We start from the raw sequence: 17271 nt of genomic DNA on the forward strand, positions 1-17271 counted from the left end.
AGCCGATTACCAGCTGACCGGCAGCGCCTTGCCCTCCTCGTAGCCGGCAGCGGACTGGATGCCGACGAGCGCACGGTCGTGGAACTGCTTCAGGTTGCGGGCGCCCGCGTAGGTGAACGAGCTCCGCAGGCCGGTGGTGATCATGTCGACCAGATCCTCCACGGACGGTCGCAGCGGGTCGAGGTAGATGCGCGAGCTCGAGATGCCCTCGGCGAATAGCTGCTTGCGAGCCTGCTCGTAGGCATCCAGGCGCTCGAAGCGCTGCCTGACCGCCTTGGTCGACGCCATGCCCCAGCTCTCCTTGTAGAGCCGGCCCTGCTCGTCCGTCTGCAGCCGGCCAGGGGCCTCGACGGTTCCGGCGAACCACGAGCCGATCATGACGGATGCGCCGCCGGCGGCGAGCGCGAGCGCCACGTCGCGCGGGTACCGCACCCCGCCGTCCGCCCACACGTGCGCGCCCAGTTCGCGCGCCGTCTCGGATGTCTCCAGCACGGCGGAGAACTGCGGCCTTCCCACGGCGGTCATCATGCGGGTCGTGCACATGGCACCTGGGCCGACCCCGACTTTGAGGACGTCCGCACCCGCCGAGACGAGGTCACGTACCGCCTGCTCCGTCACCACGTTGCCCGCGACGATGGGAACACCCAGCCGGAGCTTCGCGACGCTGTGGATCGCGCGGCGCATGGCATCCTGATCGCCGTGCGCGGTGTCGAGCACCAGCACGTCGATGCCGGAGGACACCAGTGCCGTCGCCCGGCCCCCGACGTCGCCGTTGATTCCGAGTGCCGCGGCGACGCGAAGCCGGCCGTGCGAATCCAGCGCCGGCTGGTAGATCGTGGAACGCAGCGCGCCGGTGCGGCTCATCGTGCCGATGACGCGACCGTGGACGAGCACCGGGGCGAAGTGCAGGTCGGCGGCGTCGAGCAGGTCGAAGGCGGCACGGGCATCCGGCACGTCTTCGGCCTCGATGGAGGGCAGTGATCCGTGCAGCAGGTCGCCGAGGCGAGCGTCGGGAAGCGCCGATGCCAGGTCGACCGCCGCGAGGCATCCGAGGTACTTGCCCGTGTCATCGTGCAGCACGATGCCGTGGCCGACGAGCGGCGGCACGACCGTGAGGGCGTCCTCGACCGTCTGGTGAGGTCCCATGGCGAACGGCGAGTCGAACAGGGTGGGCTGCGCCTTCACCCAGTCGATGGCGGCTTCGAGGTCTTGAGGATGCATGTCCTGCGGCAGCACGCCGAGGCCGCCGCGGCGCGCGAGAGTGGCCGCCAGGCGGGGGCCGGTCACCGAGTTCATGTTCGCGGAGACGATCGGGATGCTCGCCCCCGTGCCGTCTTCAGGGGCGAGCGAGACATCGAGACGACTCGTCACATTCGAGCGACTGGGCACCAGGAACACGTCCGAGTAAGTCAGATCGTGCGTCGGCGCCGTTCCATAGAACTGCATGAGGCAACGTTATGCCGTGACCTGAGACCGTGCCATGCCGCGGCCACGGCATTCAGACGATTCGATTAGGCTTGATTCCTGGCCGGAAGGGCCGGTTCACATGGCGTGTCGTGACCCGCCCGGCGGCAGGATTCGAATCAACGAAGAGAGTGGGCGAACGGCTGTGTCGAGCCAGTTGACCGGTGTAGGAACGGAAGAGGGAGCCTCGGGAGAATTCGGAGCCAACGAGTGGCTCGTCGACGAGTTGTACGAGCAGTACATCGCAGACAAGAACTCTGTCGACAAGTCCTGGTGGCCCATTCTGGAGACCTACACGCCCGGTAAGTCCGCTTCTCCGAGCCACCCCGAGGAAACCGCCTCGGCGGGGAGCACCGCTCCCGCCCAGCCGGAGACTTCTGCCCAGACGCCCGTCGCGACACCGGCGGAGACCGCGAGCGCACCGGCCGGTACGCAGGCCACTGCCCAGCCGACCGCCGCACCCCAGGCTCAGGCATCCGCGCCGCAGGCGGCCACAGCGCAGCAGCCGCAGGCGACGGGTACTCAGCCGGTCGCCAGAACCACCTCCATCGCTCCGCGACCGGCGCCGGTCCCTGCGGACGCTCCGGTCACGGCTCCGCAGTCCGTGGTGCGGGAGGGCCAGCCGGAGCCCGAGGAGCGCCAGCCGGTCGTCACCCCGCTGCGCGGCATGGCCAAGTCGCTGGCGACGAACATGGATGCCAGCCTGAGCATCCCGACAGCTACCAGCGTTCGCACCATCCCTGCGAAGCTGCTGATCGACAACCGCATCGTCATCAACAACCACCTCGGCCGCACACGCGGCGGCAAGGTGAGCTTCACGCACCTGATCGGCTGGGCGCTCATCCAGGCGCTCAAGGAGTTCCCGAGCCAGAACGTGTACTACGACGTCGTCGACGGCAAACCGTCCGTCGTCTCCCCCGCGCACATCGGGCTGGGCATCGCCATCGACATCCCGAAGCCCGACGGATCCCGCGCCCTCCTCGTTCCCGCGATCAAGCGTGCCGAGTCGCTCACCTTCGGCGAATACCTCGCCGCTTACGAAGACCTCGTCAAGCGCGCCAGGTCGAACAAGCTCACGGCCGACGACTTCAGCGGGGCGAGCATCTCGCTCACGAACCCGGGCGGCATCGGAACAGTGCACTCGGTGCCGCGGCTCATGAAGGGCCAGGGCTGCATCATCGGCGCAGGGGCACTCGAGTACCCGGCCGAGTTCCAGGGCGCCTCCCGCAAGACCCTCACCACTCTCGGCGTCGGCAAGACGATCACGCTCACGAGCACGTATGACCACCGCGTCATCCAGGGCGCCGGGTCCGGCGAGTTCCTGAAGATCGTGCACGAGCTGCTGATCGGTCAGCGCAACTTCTACGAAGACATCTTCGCGGCGCTGCGCATCCCGTACGACCCCATCCACTGGGCAGAGGACATCAGCGTCGACATCGCCAGCGCCGTCGACAAGACGGCCCGCGTGCAGGAGCTCATCAACGCCTTCAGGGTGCGCGGCCACCTCATGGCCGACATCGACCCGCTGGAGTACAAGCAGCGCACCCACCCCGACCTCGACATCGCGAGCCACGGCCTCACGTTCTGGGACCTCGACCGTCAGTTCGTCACCGGGCGATTCGGTGGCGACAAGCGCACGATGCTGCTGCGCGACATCCTCGGCGTTCTTCGTGACTCGTACTGCCGCACAGTCGGCATCGAGTACATGCACATCCAAGATCCCGCCCAGCGCAAGTGGATCCAGGACCACGTCGAGGTCGCGTACGAGAAGCCGACCCACGACGAGCAGCTGCGCATCCTCGGCAAGCTGAACGAGGCTGAGGCGTTCGAGACCTTCCTGCAGACCAAGTACGTCGGGCAGAAGCGGTTCAGCCTCGAGGGTGGCGAGTCCACGATCGCCCTGCTCGATGCCGTGTTGCAGGAGGCCGCGCAGAACGGCCTCGACGAGGTCACCATCGGCATGGCGCACCGCGGACGTCTCAACGTGCTCACGAACATCGCGGGCAAGACGTACGGTCAGATCTTCCGCGAGTTCGAGGGCACCCAAGACCCGCGAACGGTCGGCGGTTCTGGCGACGTGAAGTACCATCTGGGCACCGAGGGCACCTTCACGGGCGCCAACGGCGAGGAGATCGCGGTGTACCTTGCCGCCAACCCGTCCCACCTCGAAGTGGTCGACGGCGTTCTCGAGGGCGTCACGCGGGCCAAGCAGGATCGCCGTCCTGCCGGCACCTACCTGACGCTGCCACTGCTCATCCACGGTGACGCGGCCATGGCCGGCCAGGGCGTCGTGGTCGAGACCATGCAGATGTCGCAACTGCGGGCATACCGTACCGGCGGCACGATCCACATCAACATCAACAACCAGGTCGGCTTCACCACCCCGGCCAGTGAGGCCCGCTCGTCGGTGTACGCCACGGATGTGGCGAAGACCATCCAGGCGCCCATCTTCCACGTGAACGGCGACGACCCCGAGGCCGTCGTGCGGGTGGGCCAGCTCGCCTTCAAGTTCCGCGAGGAGTTCAAGAAGGACGTCGTCATCGACCTCATCTGCTACCGGCGCCGTGGGCACAACGAGGGCGACGACCCGTCGATGACACAGCCGCTGATGTACAACCTCATCGAGGCGAAGCGCTCCGTTCGGCGCCTTTACACCGAGGCGCTGGTCGGCCGCGGCGACATCTCCGAGGAGGAGTACGAGCAGGCGCACAAGGACTTCCAGGAACGCCTGGAGCGCGCCTTCGCCGAGACGCACGCAGCTCAGACCGGCTCCATCCCCGTCGTGTCGGGCGATCCGAACGCGATCAACGACCTCGAGCGTCCGGACGCACAGCAGGATGCCGCGCACGGCGAGCTCGCGACCACGGGCGTCTCCGACTCGGTCATCCAGACCATCGGGCAGGCGTTCGACAACCCACCTGCGGGCTTCACCGTGCACCCGAAGCTTCAGCAGCTGCTCACCAAGCGCGTCGAGATGACCAGGAAGGGCGGAATCGACTGGGCGATGGGCGAGTTGCTCGCACTCGGTTCTCTGCTGCTGGAGGGCACCCCGGTGCGTCTCGTCGGTCAGGATTCGCGCCGCGGCACCTTCGTACAGCGCCAGGCGGTGCTGCACGACCGGGTGAACGGGCAGGAGTGGCTGCCGCTGGCGAACCTGAGCGACAACCAGGCGAAGTTCTGGATCTACGATTCCCTGCTGAGCGAGTTCGCCGCGATGGGATTCGAGTACGGCTACTCGGTCGAGCGGCCGGATGCCCTCGTGCTGTGGGAGGCACAATTCGGCGACTTCGCGAACGGTGCCCAGACCGTGATCGACGAGTTCATCTCGTCGGCCGAGCAGAAGTGGGGCCAGCGCTCGTCGCTGGTGCTGCTGCTGCCGCACGGCTACGAGGGACAAGGACCCGACCACTCCTCGGCCCGCATCGAGCGCTACCTGCAGCTGTGCGCAGAGAACAACATGACGGTGGCACGTCCCTCGACGCCCGCCTCCTACTTCCACCTGCTGCGGCGTCAGGCGTATGCGCGCCCGCGCAGGCCGCTCATCGTCTTCACCCCGAAGGCGATGCTCCGGCTCCGCGGTGCCACGAGCGACGTTCCCGACTTCACCACCGGCGCGTTCCGTCCGGTGCTCGACGACCAGCGTGCGGTCGACAAGAACGGCGTGAAGCGTGTGCTCGTCATGGCCGGCAAGGTCTACTACGACGTGAAGGCCGAGCTCGAGAAGAACCCCGACGATCGGGTGGCGCTCGTGCGAGCCGAGCAGTTCTACCCGTTCCCAGGGGACGAGCTGAAGTCGGTGCTGGCGTCGTATCCGAACGCCGAGTTCTTCTGGCTGCAGGACGAGCCCGAGAACCAGGGTGCCTGGATCTACATGGCGCTCTCGGCCGCGAAGGCCGGGCTGCCACCCTTCGGCGTGTTCTCGCGCGCGGCTTCCGCGTCGCCTGCAACCGGCTCGGCCAAGCGCCACGCCCAAGAGCAGGCCGAACTGATCAAGCGCGCGCTCTCGCTGTAAGCAGCTGCACGAAGGGGCCGGACGACACCGTCCGGCCCCTTCGTGCATCCAACGCCGGCGTCCCGTTCGTTCGCATGGGACTGCCGGTACCCGCCGTATTCAGGACATGCGGCGACGCATGCGAACAGTGTCGACGGTCGGCGATATGTCCTGAAAACGGGATGCCGCGGCAGACGACGGGACCGGACGCCATGGCGCAGCGCGGCGGCATGTCTCGCGAAAGGCGAGTGCCCCGGCTGCCGCTCGGTTAGTGCGTAGCCTGGATGCTCCGCAGCTTCGCCAGCACCTGCACCCGTAGCTGCTCGGGTGCGGTCTCCTTGCAGGCGCGCTGCACGACCTCGGTGAGCACCATGCCCACGTGCACCTCGCCCTCGCAATCGGTGCAGTTGGCGAGGTGCTCGCGGATGTCCGCTGCGTCGTCCGCCTGCAGCTCGTTGTGCAGGTACTCCTCGATGTCCTTCTTGGCCTTGTCGCAGCCGCAGTCGCTCATGTGGTGCTCCCGGTGTTCTGCACGGCGCCTGCCCGCTGCCGGGCCGCCCGTTCAGGGGCGGCGCTGTTCTCCACAGCGGAAAGCCCGCGCTCGTGCGCGTAGTCCGTCAACAGCTCCCGCAGCAGTCGTCTGCCACGGTGCAGACGACTCATCACGGTGCCGATCGGGGTCTTCATGATGTCGGCGATCTCCTGGTAGGAGAACCCTTCGACGTCGGCCAGGTACACGGCCAGGCGGAAGTCCTCTGGAATGGCCTGCAGGGCATCCTTCACGTCGGAGTCCGGCAGGTGGTCGATCGCCTCTGCCTCTGCCGACCTCGAGGTCGCCGAGGTTGCGGACGCAGCACCGCCCAGCTGCCAATCCTCGAGCTCGTCGATCGGGTTCTGGTAGGGCTCGCGCTGCTTCTTGCGGTACGTGTTGATGAACGTGTTCGTCAGAATGCGGTACAGCCAGGCCTTCAGGTTCGTGCCCTGCTTGAACTGCCCGAACGCGGCATACGCCTTGACGAAGGTCTCCTGCACGAGGTCTTGCGCATCGGCCGGATTCCGCGTCATGCGCAGCGCGGCCGCGTACAGCTGATCCATGAACGGAAGCGCTTGCTCTTCGAAGAGCGCGGCGACGTTCTGGTCTGAATCCTCGTGTGGAGTCGACATCACCGACCAGTCTAGGCCGGGCTCCCGGGTGACTCCCGAGAGCCGGGTGCCGTCGAAGTCCACCGGCGGAGCCGGGTTCTCGAGCAGTCCCATGGAGGGTCGGACGACCGGCGCGGCGTACTGTGAAGCGAGATCCCGCCCAAGCGAGAGCTGAGCGGTCGGGAGAGGTGCCAGGCCGAGCGCAGTCGCGCTGAGCTCTGCTTGCAGCAGTGCCTCCGGCATCCGCACGCTCCTCTCCTGGTCTTGCCCGTTGTCGATACTCTTGACAAGCGATGCTGATCTCGAAATATTCCGCGCCGGACTTCGACCCTTACGGCGACAAGAAGCCAGAGGAGCCGGATGCCCTGTGGCCGGCCCCGACGGCCGGGGGTCCGCTGCGCGCACGGCTGGCTCTGCCCGGCTCGAAGTCCATCACGAACAGAGAGCTCGTGCTCGCGGCGCTGGCGGATGCCCCGTCGCTGCTTCGCGCGCCCCTCCACTCCCGAGACAGCGCCAACATGGTCGCCGCACTGCGCGCGCTGGGCACGCGCATCGAGGAGCGCGAAGGAGCCGGCTCGTTCGGCGCCGACCTTCTGGTCACGCCCGGCGAGCTCAGTGGCAGCACCACGATCGACTGCGGCCAGGCCGGAACCGTGATGCGGTTCGTTCCCCCTGTGGCGGCGCTCGCGCTCGGCCCGACCACGTTCGACGCCGCCGACTCAGCACGCTCGCGCCCGATGGGCGGCATCGTCGCGGCGTTGCGCGCGCTCGGTGTGGACATCGACGACGCGGGACGGGGCGGTCTGCCTTTCACTGTGCACGGCACTGGACGGGTAGTGGGCGGTGCGATCGAAATCGACGCGTCGGCATCGAGCCAGTTCGTCTCGGCTCTGCTGCTGTCGGCCGCGCGGTTCGACGAGGGCCTGCGTCTCACGCACGTCGGCGACAGGCTGCCGAGCCTTCCGCACATCGAGATGACGATCGATGCGCTGGCACATCGCGGGGTCGAGGTGCAGAATCCCCGCGTCGGGGAGTGGATCGTGGCGCCCGGCACCATCGGCGCACGGGATGTGGACATCGAGCCGGACCTGTCGAACGCTGCTCCGTTCCTCGCGGCGGCGCTCGTCACGGGCGGCAGCGTCACGATCACGGGCTGGCCGGATGCCACCACACAGGTCGGCGCGGACCTCGCCGACATCCTGCCCGCGTTCGGTGCGACCGTGCAGCTCGACGGAAGTGCCCTGACCGTGAGCGGTGGAGACGGCATCCGCGGCGTGACTCTCGATCTGACGACGGGCGGGGAACTCGCGCCGACCGTTGCTGCTCTTTCTGCCCTGGCCGACTCCCCCAGCACCATCACAGGCATCGGACACATCCGGCACCACGAGACCGACCGTCTGGCCGCGCTGGCCACCGAGATCCGCTCCCTGGGTGGCGAGGTGGACGAACTCGACGACGGACTGCGGATCACGCCCCGGCCACTCCACGAAGGTGTGTGGCGCAGCTACGAAGACCACCGCATGTCGACAAGCGGAGCGCTCATCGGTCTGGCGGTGCCAGGCATCCGCATCGAGAACGTCGAGGCCACGCACAAAACGCTTCCGCAGTTCACCTCGCTCTGGCACAACATGCTGGGCCAGGTGAACCGTGGCCGGCATGCCATCACGGATGCCGCCCCTGCGACCGATGCGCGTACCGCGACGAGCTGAGCGAGGTCACGCGGCGTGAGCTGGTGGGACACCGAAGACGAGGACGAACCGTACGGCGAGTACGACGAGGCCTCGGTGCGGGTGCGCCCCAACCCCAAGGGCAGCAGGCCGCGTACCAAGACGCGCCCCGAGCATGAGGATGCCGTTGTCGCGCGAGTGCTCGGGGTCGACCGTGGGCGCTACACCGTGCTCGTCGACGAGGGCGGCCCCAAGGAGCACGAGGCGGTCGCAGCGCGGGCGAGCGAGTTGCGCAAGCAGGCGATCGTCACGGGCGACCGAGTCGACGTGGTGGGCGAGACCAGCGGCGACCAAGGCACGTTGGCGCGCATCGTGCGCGTCGGGGAACGCACAACGCTCCTGCGCCGCAGCGCCGACGACACGGATGCCGTCGAGCGCGTCATCGTCGCCAACGCCGACCAGATGCTCATCGTGGTCGCCGCAGCGAACCCCGAACCGCGCACCCGGCTGGTCGATCGTTACCTGGTCGCGGCGTACGACGCGGGCATCGCCCCACTGCTCTGCGTGACGAAGACGGACCTGGCCGACCCGAGCGAGTTCCTGGAGAACTTCGCCGGGCTCGACCTGCCGGTGTTCCTCAGCTCGTCGGCCGGAGCCAGAGACCACGTGCGCGGCGTCGCCGAAACGATCGCTCAGACGACCGCGAGCGCCTCGGGCATGCCGCTCGATGCATTGCGGCGGGCACTCGCCAAGCACGACACCGTGGCGGTGGGCCACTCCGGTGTGGGCAAGTCCACGCTGGTCAACGCCCTCGTGCCCGGCGCCGACCGCGCCATCGGCCACGTCAACGAGGTGACCGGCCGCGGCAGACACACCTCGTCGTCGACCGTTTCACTCAGGTTGCGCACGTCGTTCGGCGACGGTTGGATCATCGACACCCCCGGCGTGCGCTCGTTCGGGCTGGGACATGTGGATCCGGCAAACATCCTGCGCGCCTTCACCGACCTCGCCGCCATTGCCGAGAACTGCCCGCGCGGCTGCACGCACCTACCAGACTCACCGGACTGCGCCATCATCGACGCGGTAAATGCCGGAGTGCTCGGGGAGCGCGGCCACGCGCGACTGGACTCGTTGCAACGTCTTCTCGCCACGTTCGGCTGACGCCCACTTCGCTAGCGTTGAGCCATGAGCGACACGACTGCGAACCCGGCCCGACTCTCCCCAGGCGACACCGCACCCGACTTCACACTTCTCGATCAGGACGGCACGCGGGTGTCGCTGCACGACTACGCCGGACGCAACGTCGTCGTCTACTTCTACCCGGCCGCCATGACGCCCGGGTGCACGAAAGAGGCGTGCGACTTCCGCGACAACCTCAATTCCCTGGCTTCGGCCGGATACCAGGTGCTCGGCATCTCGAAGGACGATCCCGCCACTCTGGCGAAGTTCCGCGACCACGACAGCCTGAACTTCCCGCTCCTGTCCGACACAGATCTCACGGTCCACAAGCTGTACGGGGCGTACGGCGAGAAATCGCTCTACGGCAAGGTGGTGACCGGTGTGCTGAGGTCCACCTTCGTCGTCGATGCTGACGGCGGCATCCGTCTTGCCCTGTACAACGTGAAGGCGACGGGCCACGTCGCCTCGCTCCGCAAGAAACTCGGCCTCGCCGCTTAGAACCGTCCGCGCTCGAGACCTTTGCGTTCGCTGACGCTTGCAACGGGCGCCGGCCGGCGTCATTCCTTGTCCTGCCGAAACCGACCGATCAGCCCGCCACGATCGCACGCTCGACATCCTGGGATCGCACATGCATCGCGACGTGCGGAGAACCCTGGATCTCGACGGTCCTGCTGCTACGAGCGGCGCGCGCGAGTAGAGAGACCCAGTCCCTGCGTGCGACCGGATCGCGCGCACCGCGCACGAGCAGCACCGGAGCGGGGACGGTGGGGAGGACATCCTCCAGCCGGTAACCGAGCATGGAGGGCAGCACTGCCAGGTACCACCGCGGTCCGCACCTCAGGTAGTCGCCCATGACGAGCCGATTGCTGCGCGCGGTCTCGCAAGTCATGTCCCCGAACAGCCGCCATGCGGCACGCAGCGGCGAGCGGTCGACGGGAGCCATGACCGGACCGATCAGCACGAGCCGGCTCACCAGATCAGGCCGCACGACCGCCAGTCTTGTCGCGATCTGGGCGCCCATCGAGTGCCCGACGATGACGCAGTGCACCAACTTCCGATCGTCAAGCACACGAGCGACGACGTCCGCGTAGTCCTCCACCGTGTACGGCCTGGACGGCCTTGGCGCGCGACCGAAGCCGGGCAGGTCTAGCGCGATGGTTCGGCCATGCCGGGCGAGCAGGGGTGCGAGCCGCTCGAAGTAGCGCGAGCTGACCCCGATGCCATGCACGAGTATGAACGTCTCGGCCGCCGGTGCGCCTCGGTCGAACGTGACGACGGCGTCCGGTCGAGGGCTACGTCGTGACGGTGTTCGCGAACGGTGGGAACGCACTACGGCTCAGCGCGGCTTCGGCCGCACATCGTTCCCCGGCGCCGCGCCTCCGTCGGCGGTGTCGCCAGGAGTGACGTCCCGCGCCGTCGCCCGCGTCACCTGCGGCGTCAACACGAGTCCGACCCCCAGCAGCGCGACGACCAACAGCACCCAACCCGCCTCTGGCACGGCCGTCGCGCCCGTGAAAGAGCCGACCGCGACCGCGAGTACGATCAGGTGCCACGTGATCACGGATGACCTCATCCACGATCTCCTGCGTGCGGCGGCGACCGTCGTGAGCAGGAGCCAGACGGCACAGAGCGCGGCGATGACGAGCAGTGCGATTCCGCTCGCGAGATTGGCCGCCGAGGCACCGACTGCCTGAATGAGCAGCCAGATCACGAGTGCGATGAGAGCCGCCGATTGGAGCGCGAGGAGCGCGACGAGGCATCCGAGTAGCACAGGATACGAATTTTCGGGCCGGTCAACGCCGATATCGGGCATTTGTTTCCGGTCTGTGTTCACAGCGTTATCCCAATCGAAACTCTTGATTTGGCAGTACCAGTATGCGAGCATTTCTTGGTCGAGTTGCGCTCACAGGGTGGTGGGCAGGTGTCCGTCTCAGAGAACCAGTCCACCAGGCACTTCGGTCCGTTTCGGATCGAGCCCGTCGGTAAAGGTCCACCAAGATCATCACCCTGAACTCGTCGCTTACCCGAATTCCGACCGTTCGGTCATGCCCGGGCGTCACATGACGCACGCAATTTAAAGGAGCACCCCCATGGATTGGCGCGACAAAGCCGCCTGCCTGACAGCCGACCCCGAACTGTTCTTCCCCGTGGGCAACACCGGACCGGCGGTCGAGCAGATCGAGAAGGCCAAGGCCGTCTGCGCCCGGTGCACCGTGACCGAAGCCTGCCTGCAGTACGCCCTCGAGACCGGCCAGGATTCCGGCGTGTGGGGCGGACTCTCCGAAGACGAGCGCAGGGCGCTTAAGCGTCGCGCCGCGCGAGCGCGTCGCGCATCCTGATTCAACCGCCGGCCGAGACGACCGGCTTCACGCCTTGCTGAGATAGCGCAGCGGCACCTCGATAGTGACCTCGGTACCCGTCCCCACCATGGTGTGCCAGTCGATGGTGCCGCTCAGCTCCCCCTGGATGAGCGTGCGTACGATCTGCGTACCCAGGCCGTCGCCCACCTTGCCCTCAGGGAGCCCCGAGCCGTTATCGACGACCTTCACTGTGAGGGTGTCCGGCGAGCGGTGCGCGCTGATCTCCACCTCGCCTGAGCGTCCCGCGAGCCCGTGCTCGACGGCGTTCGTCACCAACTCCGTCAGGGCGAGAGCAAGCGGTGTCGCATACTCGCTCGGCAACTCCCCGAAGCTTCCGGACGATTTTGGATGCACGGTCGTGTTGTGCGTGCTCGCCACCTCTGCCACGAGCAGCAGCACCCGATCGAACACGTCGTCGAAATCCACGATCTGCGCGAGCCCCTCGCTCAGCGTGTCATGCACGACCGCGATGGCGGCAACCCGCCTCATGGCCTGACCAAGCGCGTCGCGCGCCTCTTCGGAGTGTGTTCGCCTCGCCTGAATGCGCAGCAGCGAGGCGACGGTCTGCAGGTTGTTCTTGACGCGGTGGTGGATCTCGCGGATCGTCGCATCCTTGGTGATGAGCTCCTGCTCCTGGTGCCGCATCTCCGTCACGTCACGACACAGCACGATGGCGCCGGTGCGCTCCCCGTGTGTGCGAATGGGAATCGTGCGCAGCGACACGGTCACCCCGCGCGCCTCGATGTCGGTTCGCCATGGCGCCCGCCCGGTCACGACCAGCGGCAGCGACTCATCGACGACGGAGTTGCCCGTGAGCAGCCTGGTCGTCACATCGGCGAGAGACTCGCCCTCGAGCTCCTCCGTGAAGCCCATGCGGTTGAACGCCGACAGGGCGTTGGGGCTGGCGAAGGTGGTCACGCCGTCCACGTCGAGGCGGATCAGCCCGTCCGAAGCACGTGGCGCACCGCGGCGCGGACCCGAAGGCGCGCCGAGGTCGGGGAAGTCGCCGGTGGCGATCATGCCGAACAGGTCGTTCGCGCAGGCGTTGAACGTGAGCTCCTGCCGGCTGGGCGTACGCGCCTCGCTGAGGTTCGTGTGCCTGGTCATGACGGCGATGGGGGTCGGAACAACCTGGGCGCTGGATGCCGACACGCGGCGGAAGACCGGAACCGCGCGCACCCGAGTGGGCATCTCCTCGTACCAGTCGGGCGCGTGCGAGTCCACGATGGCACCCGAATCGAACGCCTCGGTGGCCAGTACTTTCCACTCGGAGCGAATCGGCTGGCCGACGAAGTCGCGGTAGAACAGGGTGGCGGCGCTCGATGGCCTTGAATGCGCGACGGCGATGAACCCGCCTTCGGTAGGCACCCAGAGCACGATGTCCGCGAACGCCAGGTCGGCCAGCAACTGGCAGTCGCCGACGAGCAGGTGCAGCCATTCGATGTCTTCGGGGGTCGAACGGCCGTGCGCTACGACGAGATCACTGAGCGTGGACATCACCTCAGTCTAGGAGCGCGGCACCCCACTCCCGCGCCGTCACTTTCAGCCACTGATCGGCACGGGAGCGGCGGAAAGTGACAGCGCCCGGACCGAAACGAGCGTCGTACGAACAGGCTCAGCGAACGACCGAACTGCCTTGTTCAGACAGGCTCGGTGACCGGTCGAGGGCGTGCCGCATGCTTGCGCCTGCCGCGCTGCGGCTCTGGAAGGGGTGCCAGCTCGCGCTCCACGAATCTGCGGATCGCGGCGCGCGCCGGGGACTTGGGCGCGGCATCCTTCAGCGTGCTGCCGGTCAGGACGGCCAGGTCGAAGCCGGCTGGATCATCCGGAATGAGTGCAGCGGCTTCGAGACCGGCGAATCGCTGCAGTGTCGAGGCGACCTGAGCGAACGGGCTGGCCCCGACAGCGGATGCCCGCACTCGGTTCACGAGCACGTGCGGCGAGCGCTCCGGCGCCGCCTCGACGAGGTCTCCGAACGAACGCAGCAGTCGGGAGAGGCCCACGGGATCGGCCAGTCCAACGGCGACGATGTCGTCCGAGCCCTGCAGTGCAGCGAGTGTTGCGGCGTTGCGGCGGGGCGCGAACAGGTCGCTCGTGATCTCCTCGTCTGTCTCGAGGCTGAAGCCCACGTCGACCACCGTGTAGTCCACCCAGGTGCGGCACTGCGCGAGCACTCGTTCGACGCGATCGCTCGTCAACTCAGGCCAGCGCGACGCCCTCCCGATGCCGGTGAGCGCCCAGAACGCCCCGCGCGGGCTGGCGTATCGTTGTGCGACGCGCACGAGCTCGTCGTGGTTGAGCGCATCGGATGCCGCGAGGCGACAGGCTGCTGCGAATCCCGGTGCCTCGTCAAGGAGGCCCAGCGCAGGTGCCGTTGCCCCGCCGTAGGGGTCGGCATCGGCGAGCACGACGCTGTGCCCGAGCGCCGCCAGCTCTGCGGCGATCGTTATCGCCACAGACGTTCGCCCCGGCGCACCCGACGGACCCCATACCGAGACCACGCGGGAGGCATCCTGTGCGCCGAGGGGACCGCCGGCGCGCGATGGCACCGCCCGAACCCCTCGGAGCGACGGTTCGAGGGTGCTCCAGTCGGCCGTGACATCGAGCGAGTCGTACACGCCGAGCGCGAGCGCGTGCCTGCGCTCCGACTCCCCCGCGGTGAGCACGACGAGCCGTACACCGGCTCTGTCACAGGAGCTGACGACATCGGCCGAGAGCCGGCCACGACCCGCACCGACGACGGCGACGTCCACCTCCCGGGCGGCGAGTGCAGCGACGAGTTCCTTCCCGGCGGTCGTGCGGACGGTAACGAAGTGGCCCGAGGCTGCGGCTTCTGCAGCGACTCGCTCCTGCAATCGGCGATCGAGGCACAGCGCGATGGCGCTCATCCGTCGCCCTCCTCCCCGCCGAGCCGGCCGGTCGGAGCTGGAGTGCTGCCAGCAGCCGGTTCCTCACTCTCGGAGCCCGCGGCATCCGTGCTCGCAGATACGACTGAGATCACCTGACCGTCGGCGATGGCCTGCAGCACAGATGCCACTCGGCCGGCAGGAATGCGTAGCTCGACCGACACCGACCCACGATCGGCCACAAGGGCATCGTCGTGGGAGACCGAGACGACCACAGCGCCGGCGACCAGGACGGCAGGCGGCTTGTAGTTATTGTCGTTCGCCGCGTGGGCAGCCCACACGTCAGCCGTCGCGCCCGCCGTGATGGATGCCGCAACCGGCCCGGACGCCTTCACGACGATGCTCGTCAGCCCGGTTGCAGACGCCTCAGCCACTGCGGAGGCTGGCACGAGCTCGCCCTTGGGCACCGAACGCACCACCGTCGCGCCCTCCGGCAGGTGTCCGGCCGCAAGATACCTTCCGGAATCCGGCACTCGCACGTTCACGAGTTCAACATCCGAAACGGAGACGGCATCGCCCGCGACCAACGTGCTGCGCGCCACATAGACCTGAACGTTGCGGTTCTGGGCGGCCAGCAGCGCACAGACGCCCACCACAGACGCCACGATGAGCAGAATGCCCACTGCGAATCTGGGGTCGAACCAGAACCGCTTCGGCTTGCCGTCCGCCGTGCCGACCATGCTCCTCCTCGCGCCGATGGGCCGCCCGTGGGGCGTCCTCACAACCTGTCCACCGCGTTCCCCCGCTGCACCTGAGCGTCTTCTCAGCCGTAAACGCCGGTGCCGTAAGGGAAGTGCGTCACTCCATCGTGCCGATGCTGGGCAAGTCGTAGGAAAGTTATCCACACGACGAAGCCCCTTCGGGCGCTCCCGCCATAATCGAAGGCATGACGGCCGACCGAACGGATGATGTTGCACGCTTCCTGACGGTCGGCGACGCCGCCGAGCTGCTCAAGGTCGCCCCGGGCGACGTCGTCGCGCTCATCGAGACGGGCGAGTTGCCTGCCATCCGCGTCGGCCGACCGGGCGCGTGGCGTATCGAGCGCGTTCAGCTCGAGGAGTACATCCAGGCGATGTATGAGGAGACGCGACGCCGTGCCTTGTGGGACCAGTCGGACCTGGCGTCGATCCCCGAGCTGTCCGGTGGCCGCATCGTCTGGCCCGACAGGGACTGACGATCGAGCGGGTTGTCATCCAACCCGCACCATGATCAGCGCCGCCATCGGCACGATCCGGGTGCCGCGCACATTGCTCGGCCGCCTGGGAGAACCGGGGTCGTGCAGCGCGAGATCGAAGTGATCGCGAGCGACCCGATCGATGGTGCCGTGCAGCACGCCGGAGATGGTCGTGACCGTGACTGCGCTTCGCCTGCGGGCGAGATCGCGCAGCGCGAATGCCAAGCCGAGGCGGTCGATCAGGCGAGGCGCGACATCCTGCCCGCGCGAGGCATCCGGGTCGGGTTCGGCCTGCAGGCTGTCGGCGAGCTGGCGGTCGTCGAGCCCGACAGATGTGATGGCGTCGAGCGGCACGAGCACGCGAACGGATGCCCGCGACGGCGCCGACCCACGCTCGTCGCTCAGCAGGTCTCCCGACACCCAGTCTCGGCCGAACGTCGTCGGCCGCAGCCGCGTGGTGCTTCCGTCGGCAAGCCAGAGGTTCAGCGGGGCATCGCGACCATCGTCTGCCCCGGAGGCAGCACGTAGTCGATTCCGCAGCGAGAGCCGCCCAAGCCGCAGCCTCTCCTCTTCGACGCGCAGCTCGAGGTCTTCGACGCCGAGTTCGTGTTCGAGCTGGCTCTCCAAGTCGTCGAACAGGTTGTCCCAGCGCATGAGACGCCAACGTAGCGCGGCTTCGCCCGCCCGAGAGCGCTTTATCAACAGGGCATCAACGCCGTGGACCCACCTGTCTGACCACTGCTTGAGTGACATGCCAAACACCCGAAGGCGGGTCTTCGCCCCCTTTCCCCGCTACGACCGCAGGGAGTATCGATGAGCCAGGCCGCGTTGCCCAGCGAACCGCGCGACGTCGCATCAGACGATTCAACAGACGACGAGCAGCACAGACTCGGCGGTGTCACCGCACGTCGTCGCGCACCCTCCGGCCACGGTCTCGGAGACGACTTCTTCATGGCACAGCCGTCGCGGCGCGCGGATCTGCCCGACCCTGAACCCCTGCTGACCAACCTGGCGCGGTGCATTCTCGAGGTGCTCGCGGGTGCTCGCGAACTCGAGCAGCTGAATCGGTGGGTGACCGACGACGTCTACGCGACGCTACTGCACAGAACGGTGCTGGCGGAGAGGGCGAGACGCGTGAAGGGTCAGAAGGCGGTGCGACCGGCACTCAGCGTCTTGAGCACGCACGTTTCCGAGCCATGCGACGGGGTCGTCGAGGCGACCGTCATCGTGCGAAACCCGGTGCGGGTGCGCGCCGTCGCCATTCGCCTCGAGGGCCTCGATCGGCGCTGGCGGGCGTCGGCGATCAGCGTGCTCTGACCGGGGACCGGGGTGCGTTCCCGGGCGTGCGCGGCTGCGCGCTGCCTGCTGGGGCCCCCGACGGCCCATC

16 protein-coding genes are annotated in these 17271 nt (G+C 67.7%); 7 read left to right on the forward strand and 9 right to left on the reverse strand.

The window, feature by feature from the left end:
- Positions 1-6 precede the first annotated feature (6 nt).
- Positions 7-1446: a GuaB1 family IMP dehydrogenase-related protein gene (locus ACO2Q7_RS16130; RefSeq protein ID WP_423356731.1), complete on the reverse strand. Its 1440-nt coding sequence runs from the start codon at positions 1444-1446 to the stop codon at positions 7-9.
- Between the two features lie 163 nt (positions 1447-1609).
- Between ACO2Q7_RS16130 and ACO2Q7_RS16135 the strand changes: the two genes are divergently transcribed.
- On the forward strand, positions 1610-5476 hold the full coding sequence (locus ACO2Q7_RS16135; protein WP_423356732.1) for a multifunctional oxoglutarate decarboxylase/oxoglutarate dehydrogenase thiamine pyrophosphate-binding subunit/dihydrolipoyllysine-residue succinyltransferase subunit: 3867 nt from the start codon (positions 1610-1612) through the stop codon (positions 5474-5476).
- Between the two features lie 247 nt (positions 5477-5723).
- Here ACO2Q7_RS16135 and ACO2Q7_RS16140 read toward each other — a convergent pair whose 3' ends face one another.
- Both ACO2Q7_RS16140 and ACO2Q7_RS16145 read right to left on the reverse strand, forming a co-directional pair.
- On the reverse strand, positions 5724-5966 hold the full coding sequence (locus tag ACO2Q7_RS16140; protein WP_423356733.1) for a zf-HC2 domain-containing protein: 243 nt from the start codon (positions 5964-5966) through the stop codon (positions 5724-5726).
- Positions 5963-6619 (reverse strand): sigma-70 family RNA polymerase sigma factor, encoded by a 657-nt coding sequence (locus tag ACO2Q7_RS16145; RefSeq protein WP_423356922.1) that lies wholly within the window; start codon positions 6617-6619, stop codon positions 5963-5965. Before ACO2Q7_RS16145 ends, ACO2Q7_RS16140 begins: the two co-directional genes overlap by 4 nt.
- Before the next feature lie 272 nt (positions 6620-6891).
- Here ACO2Q7_RS16145 and aroA point away from each other — a divergent pair, with 272 nt between their 5' ends.
- From aroA to bcp, 3 genes are read left to right on the forward strand one after another with little or no spacing between them, the layout of a single operon-like run.
- Positions 6892-8307: a 3-phosphoshikimate 1-carboxyvinyltransferase gene (gene aroA, locus ACO2Q7_RS16150; RefSeq protein ID WP_423356734.1), complete on the forward strand. Its 1416-nt coding sequence runs from the start codon at positions 6892-6894 to the stop codon at positions 8305-8307.
- Positions 8308-8322: 15 nt separating this feature from the next.
- Complete coding sequence (gene rsgA, locus ACO2Q7_RS16155; protein WP_423356735.1) at positions 8323-9426, forward strand: ribosome small subunit-dependent GTPase A; 1104 nt, start codon at positions 8323-8325, stop codon at positions 9424-9426.
- Between the two features lie 24 nt (positions 9427-9450).
- Positions 9451-9942, forward strand: coding sequence for a thioredoxin-dependent thiol peroxidase (gene bcp / locus ACO2Q7_RS16160; protein ID WP_423356736.1), 492 nt, complete (start codon positions 9451-9453; stop codon positions 9940-9942).
- 88 nt (positions 9943-10030) lie between these two features.
- Here the strand turns inward: bcp and ACO2Q7_RS16165 are convergent, their stop codons facing one another.
- Together ACO2Q7_RS16165 and ACO2Q7_RS16170 are read right to left on the reverse strand one after the other, a co-directional pair.
- The gene (locus ACO2Q7_RS16165) at positions 10031-10774 is read right to left on the reverse strand and encodes an alpha/beta fold hydrolase (RefSeq protein ID WP_423356737.1); all 744 of its coding nucleotides are present in this window, start codon (positions 10772-10774) and stop codon (positions 10031-10033) included.
- A 6-nt stretch (positions 10775-10780) separates the two neighbouring features.
- Positions 10781-11215 carry a hypothetical protein gene (locus ACO2Q7_RS16170; protein ID WP_423356738.1) on the reverse strand — a complete coding sequence of 145 codons (435 nt, stop codon included), beginning with the start codon at positions 11213-11215 and terminating at the stop codon, positions 10781-10783.
- Between the two features lie 319 nt (positions 11216-11534).
- Here ACO2Q7_RS16170 and ACO2Q7_RS16175 point away from each other — a divergent pair, with 319 nt between their 5' ends.
- On the forward strand, positions 11535-11783 hold the full coding sequence (locus ACO2Q7_RS16175) for a WhiB family transcriptional regulator (protein ID WP_022901605.1): 249 nt from the start codon (positions 11535-11537) through the stop codon (positions 11781-11783).
- 27 nt (positions 11784-11810) lie between these two features.
- On the opposite strand, the gene ACO2Q7_RS16180 is transcribed toward ACO2Q7_RS16175, so the two are convergent.
- The 3 genes from ACO2Q7_RS16180 to ACO2Q7_RS16190 form a co-directional block, all read right to left on the reverse strand.
- A complete protein-coding gene (locus ACO2Q7_RS16180; protein ID WP_423356739.1) occupies positions 11811-13301 on the reverse strand; it encodes a sensor histidine kinase in 1491 nt (496 codons plus the stop codon).
- Between the two features lie 143 nt (positions 13302-13444).
- On the reverse strand, positions 13445-14692 hold the full coding sequence (locus tag ACO2Q7_RS16185; protein ID WP_423356740.1) for an AAA family ATPase: 1248 nt from the start codon (positions 14690-14692) through the stop codon (positions 13445-13447).
- Complete coding sequence (locus ACO2Q7_RS16190) at positions 14689-15390, reverse strand: hypothetical protein (RefSeq protein WP_423356741.1); 702 nt, start codon at positions 15388-15390, stop codon at positions 14689-14691. The genes ACO2Q7_RS16185 and ACO2Q7_RS16190 overlap by 4 nt, the downstream gene beginning before the upstream one ends.
- Before the next feature lie 206 nt (positions 15391-15596).
- Here ACO2Q7_RS16190 and ACO2Q7_RS16195 point away from each other — a divergent pair, with 206 nt between their 5' ends.
- A complete protein-coding gene (locus tag ACO2Q7_RS16195; RefSeq protein ID WP_423356742.1) occupies positions 15597-15884 on the forward strand; it encodes a helix-turn-helix domain-containing protein in 288 nt (95 codons plus the stop codon).
- 15 nt (positions 15885-15899) lie between these two features.
- Here the strand turns inward: ACO2Q7_RS16195 and ACO2Q7_RS16200 are convergent, their stop codons facing one another.
- The gene (locus ACO2Q7_RS16200; RefSeq protein ID WP_423356743.1) at positions 15900-16538 is read right to left on the reverse strand and encodes a hypothetical protein; all 639 of its coding nucleotides are present in this window, start codon (positions 16536-16538) and stop codon (positions 15900-15902) included.
- 159 nt (positions 16539-16697) lie between these two features.
- On the opposite strand from ACO2Q7_RS16200, the gene ACO2Q7_RS16205 reads away from it, so the two are divergent.
- On the forward strand, positions 16698-17201 hold the full coding sequence (locus ACO2Q7_RS16205; protein WP_423356744.1) for an Rv3235 family protein: 504 nt from the start codon (positions 16698-16700) through the stop codon (positions 17199-17201).
- Positions 17202-17271: the final 70 nt, after the last annotated feature.

Origin of the sequence: Rathayibacter sp. KR2-224, from assembly GCF_049446075.1 — a bacterium.
In the GTDB taxonomy this organism is placed as follows: domain Bacteria; phylum Actinomycetota; class Actinomycetes; order Actinomycetales; family Microbacteriaceae; genus Humibacter.

Coding starts and splice junctions, on each gene's coding strand:
- ACO2Q7_RS16130 (WP_423356731.1), bottom strand. CDS start 1,446: ATGCAGTTCTATGGAACGGCGCCGACGCACGATCTGACTTACTCGGAC.
- ACO2Q7_RS16140 (WP_423356733.1), bottom strand. CDS start 5,966: ATGAGCGACTGCGGCTGCGACAAGGCCAAGAAGGACATCGAGGAGTAC.
- ACO2Q7_RS16145 (WP_423356922.1), bottom strand. CDS start 6,619: ATGTCGACTCCACACGAGGATTCAGACCAGAACGTCGCCGCGCTCTTC.
- aroA (WP_423356734.1), top strand. CDS start 6,892: ATGCTGATCTCGAAATATTCCGCGCCGGACTTCGACCCTTACGGCGAC.
- bcp (WP_423356736.1), top strand. CDS start 9,451: ATGAGCGACACGACTGCGAACCCGGCCCGACTCTCCCCAGGCGACACC.
- ACO2Q7_RS16175 (WP_022901605.1), top strand. CDS start 11,535: ATGGATTGGCGCGACAAAGCCGCCTGCCTGACAGCCGACCCCGAACTG.
- ACO2Q7_RS16180 (WP_423356739.1), bottom strand. CDS start 13,301: ATGTCCACGCTCAGTGATCTCGTCGTAGCGCACGGCCGTTCGACCCCC.
- ACO2Q7_RS16185 (WP_423356740.1), bottom strand. CDS start 14,692: ATGAGCGCCATCGCGCTGTGCCTCGATCGCCGATTGCAGGAGCGAGTC.
- ACO2Q7_RS16190 (WP_423356741.1), bottom strand. CDS start 15,390: ATGGTCGGCACGGCGGACGGCAAGCCGAAGCGGTTCTGGTTCGACCCC.
- ACO2Q7_RS16195 (WP_423356742.1), top strand. CDS start 15,597: ATGACGGCCGACCGAACGGATGATGTTGCACGCTTCCTGACGGTCGGC.
- ACO2Q7_RS16200 (WP_423356743.1), bottom strand. CDS start 16,538: ATGCGCTGGGACAACCTGTTCGACGACTTGGAGAGCCAGCTCGAACAC.
- ACO2Q7_RS16205 (WP_423356744.1), top strand. CDS start 16,698: ATGAGCCAGGCCGCGTTGCCCAGCGAACCGCGCGACGTCGCATCAGAC.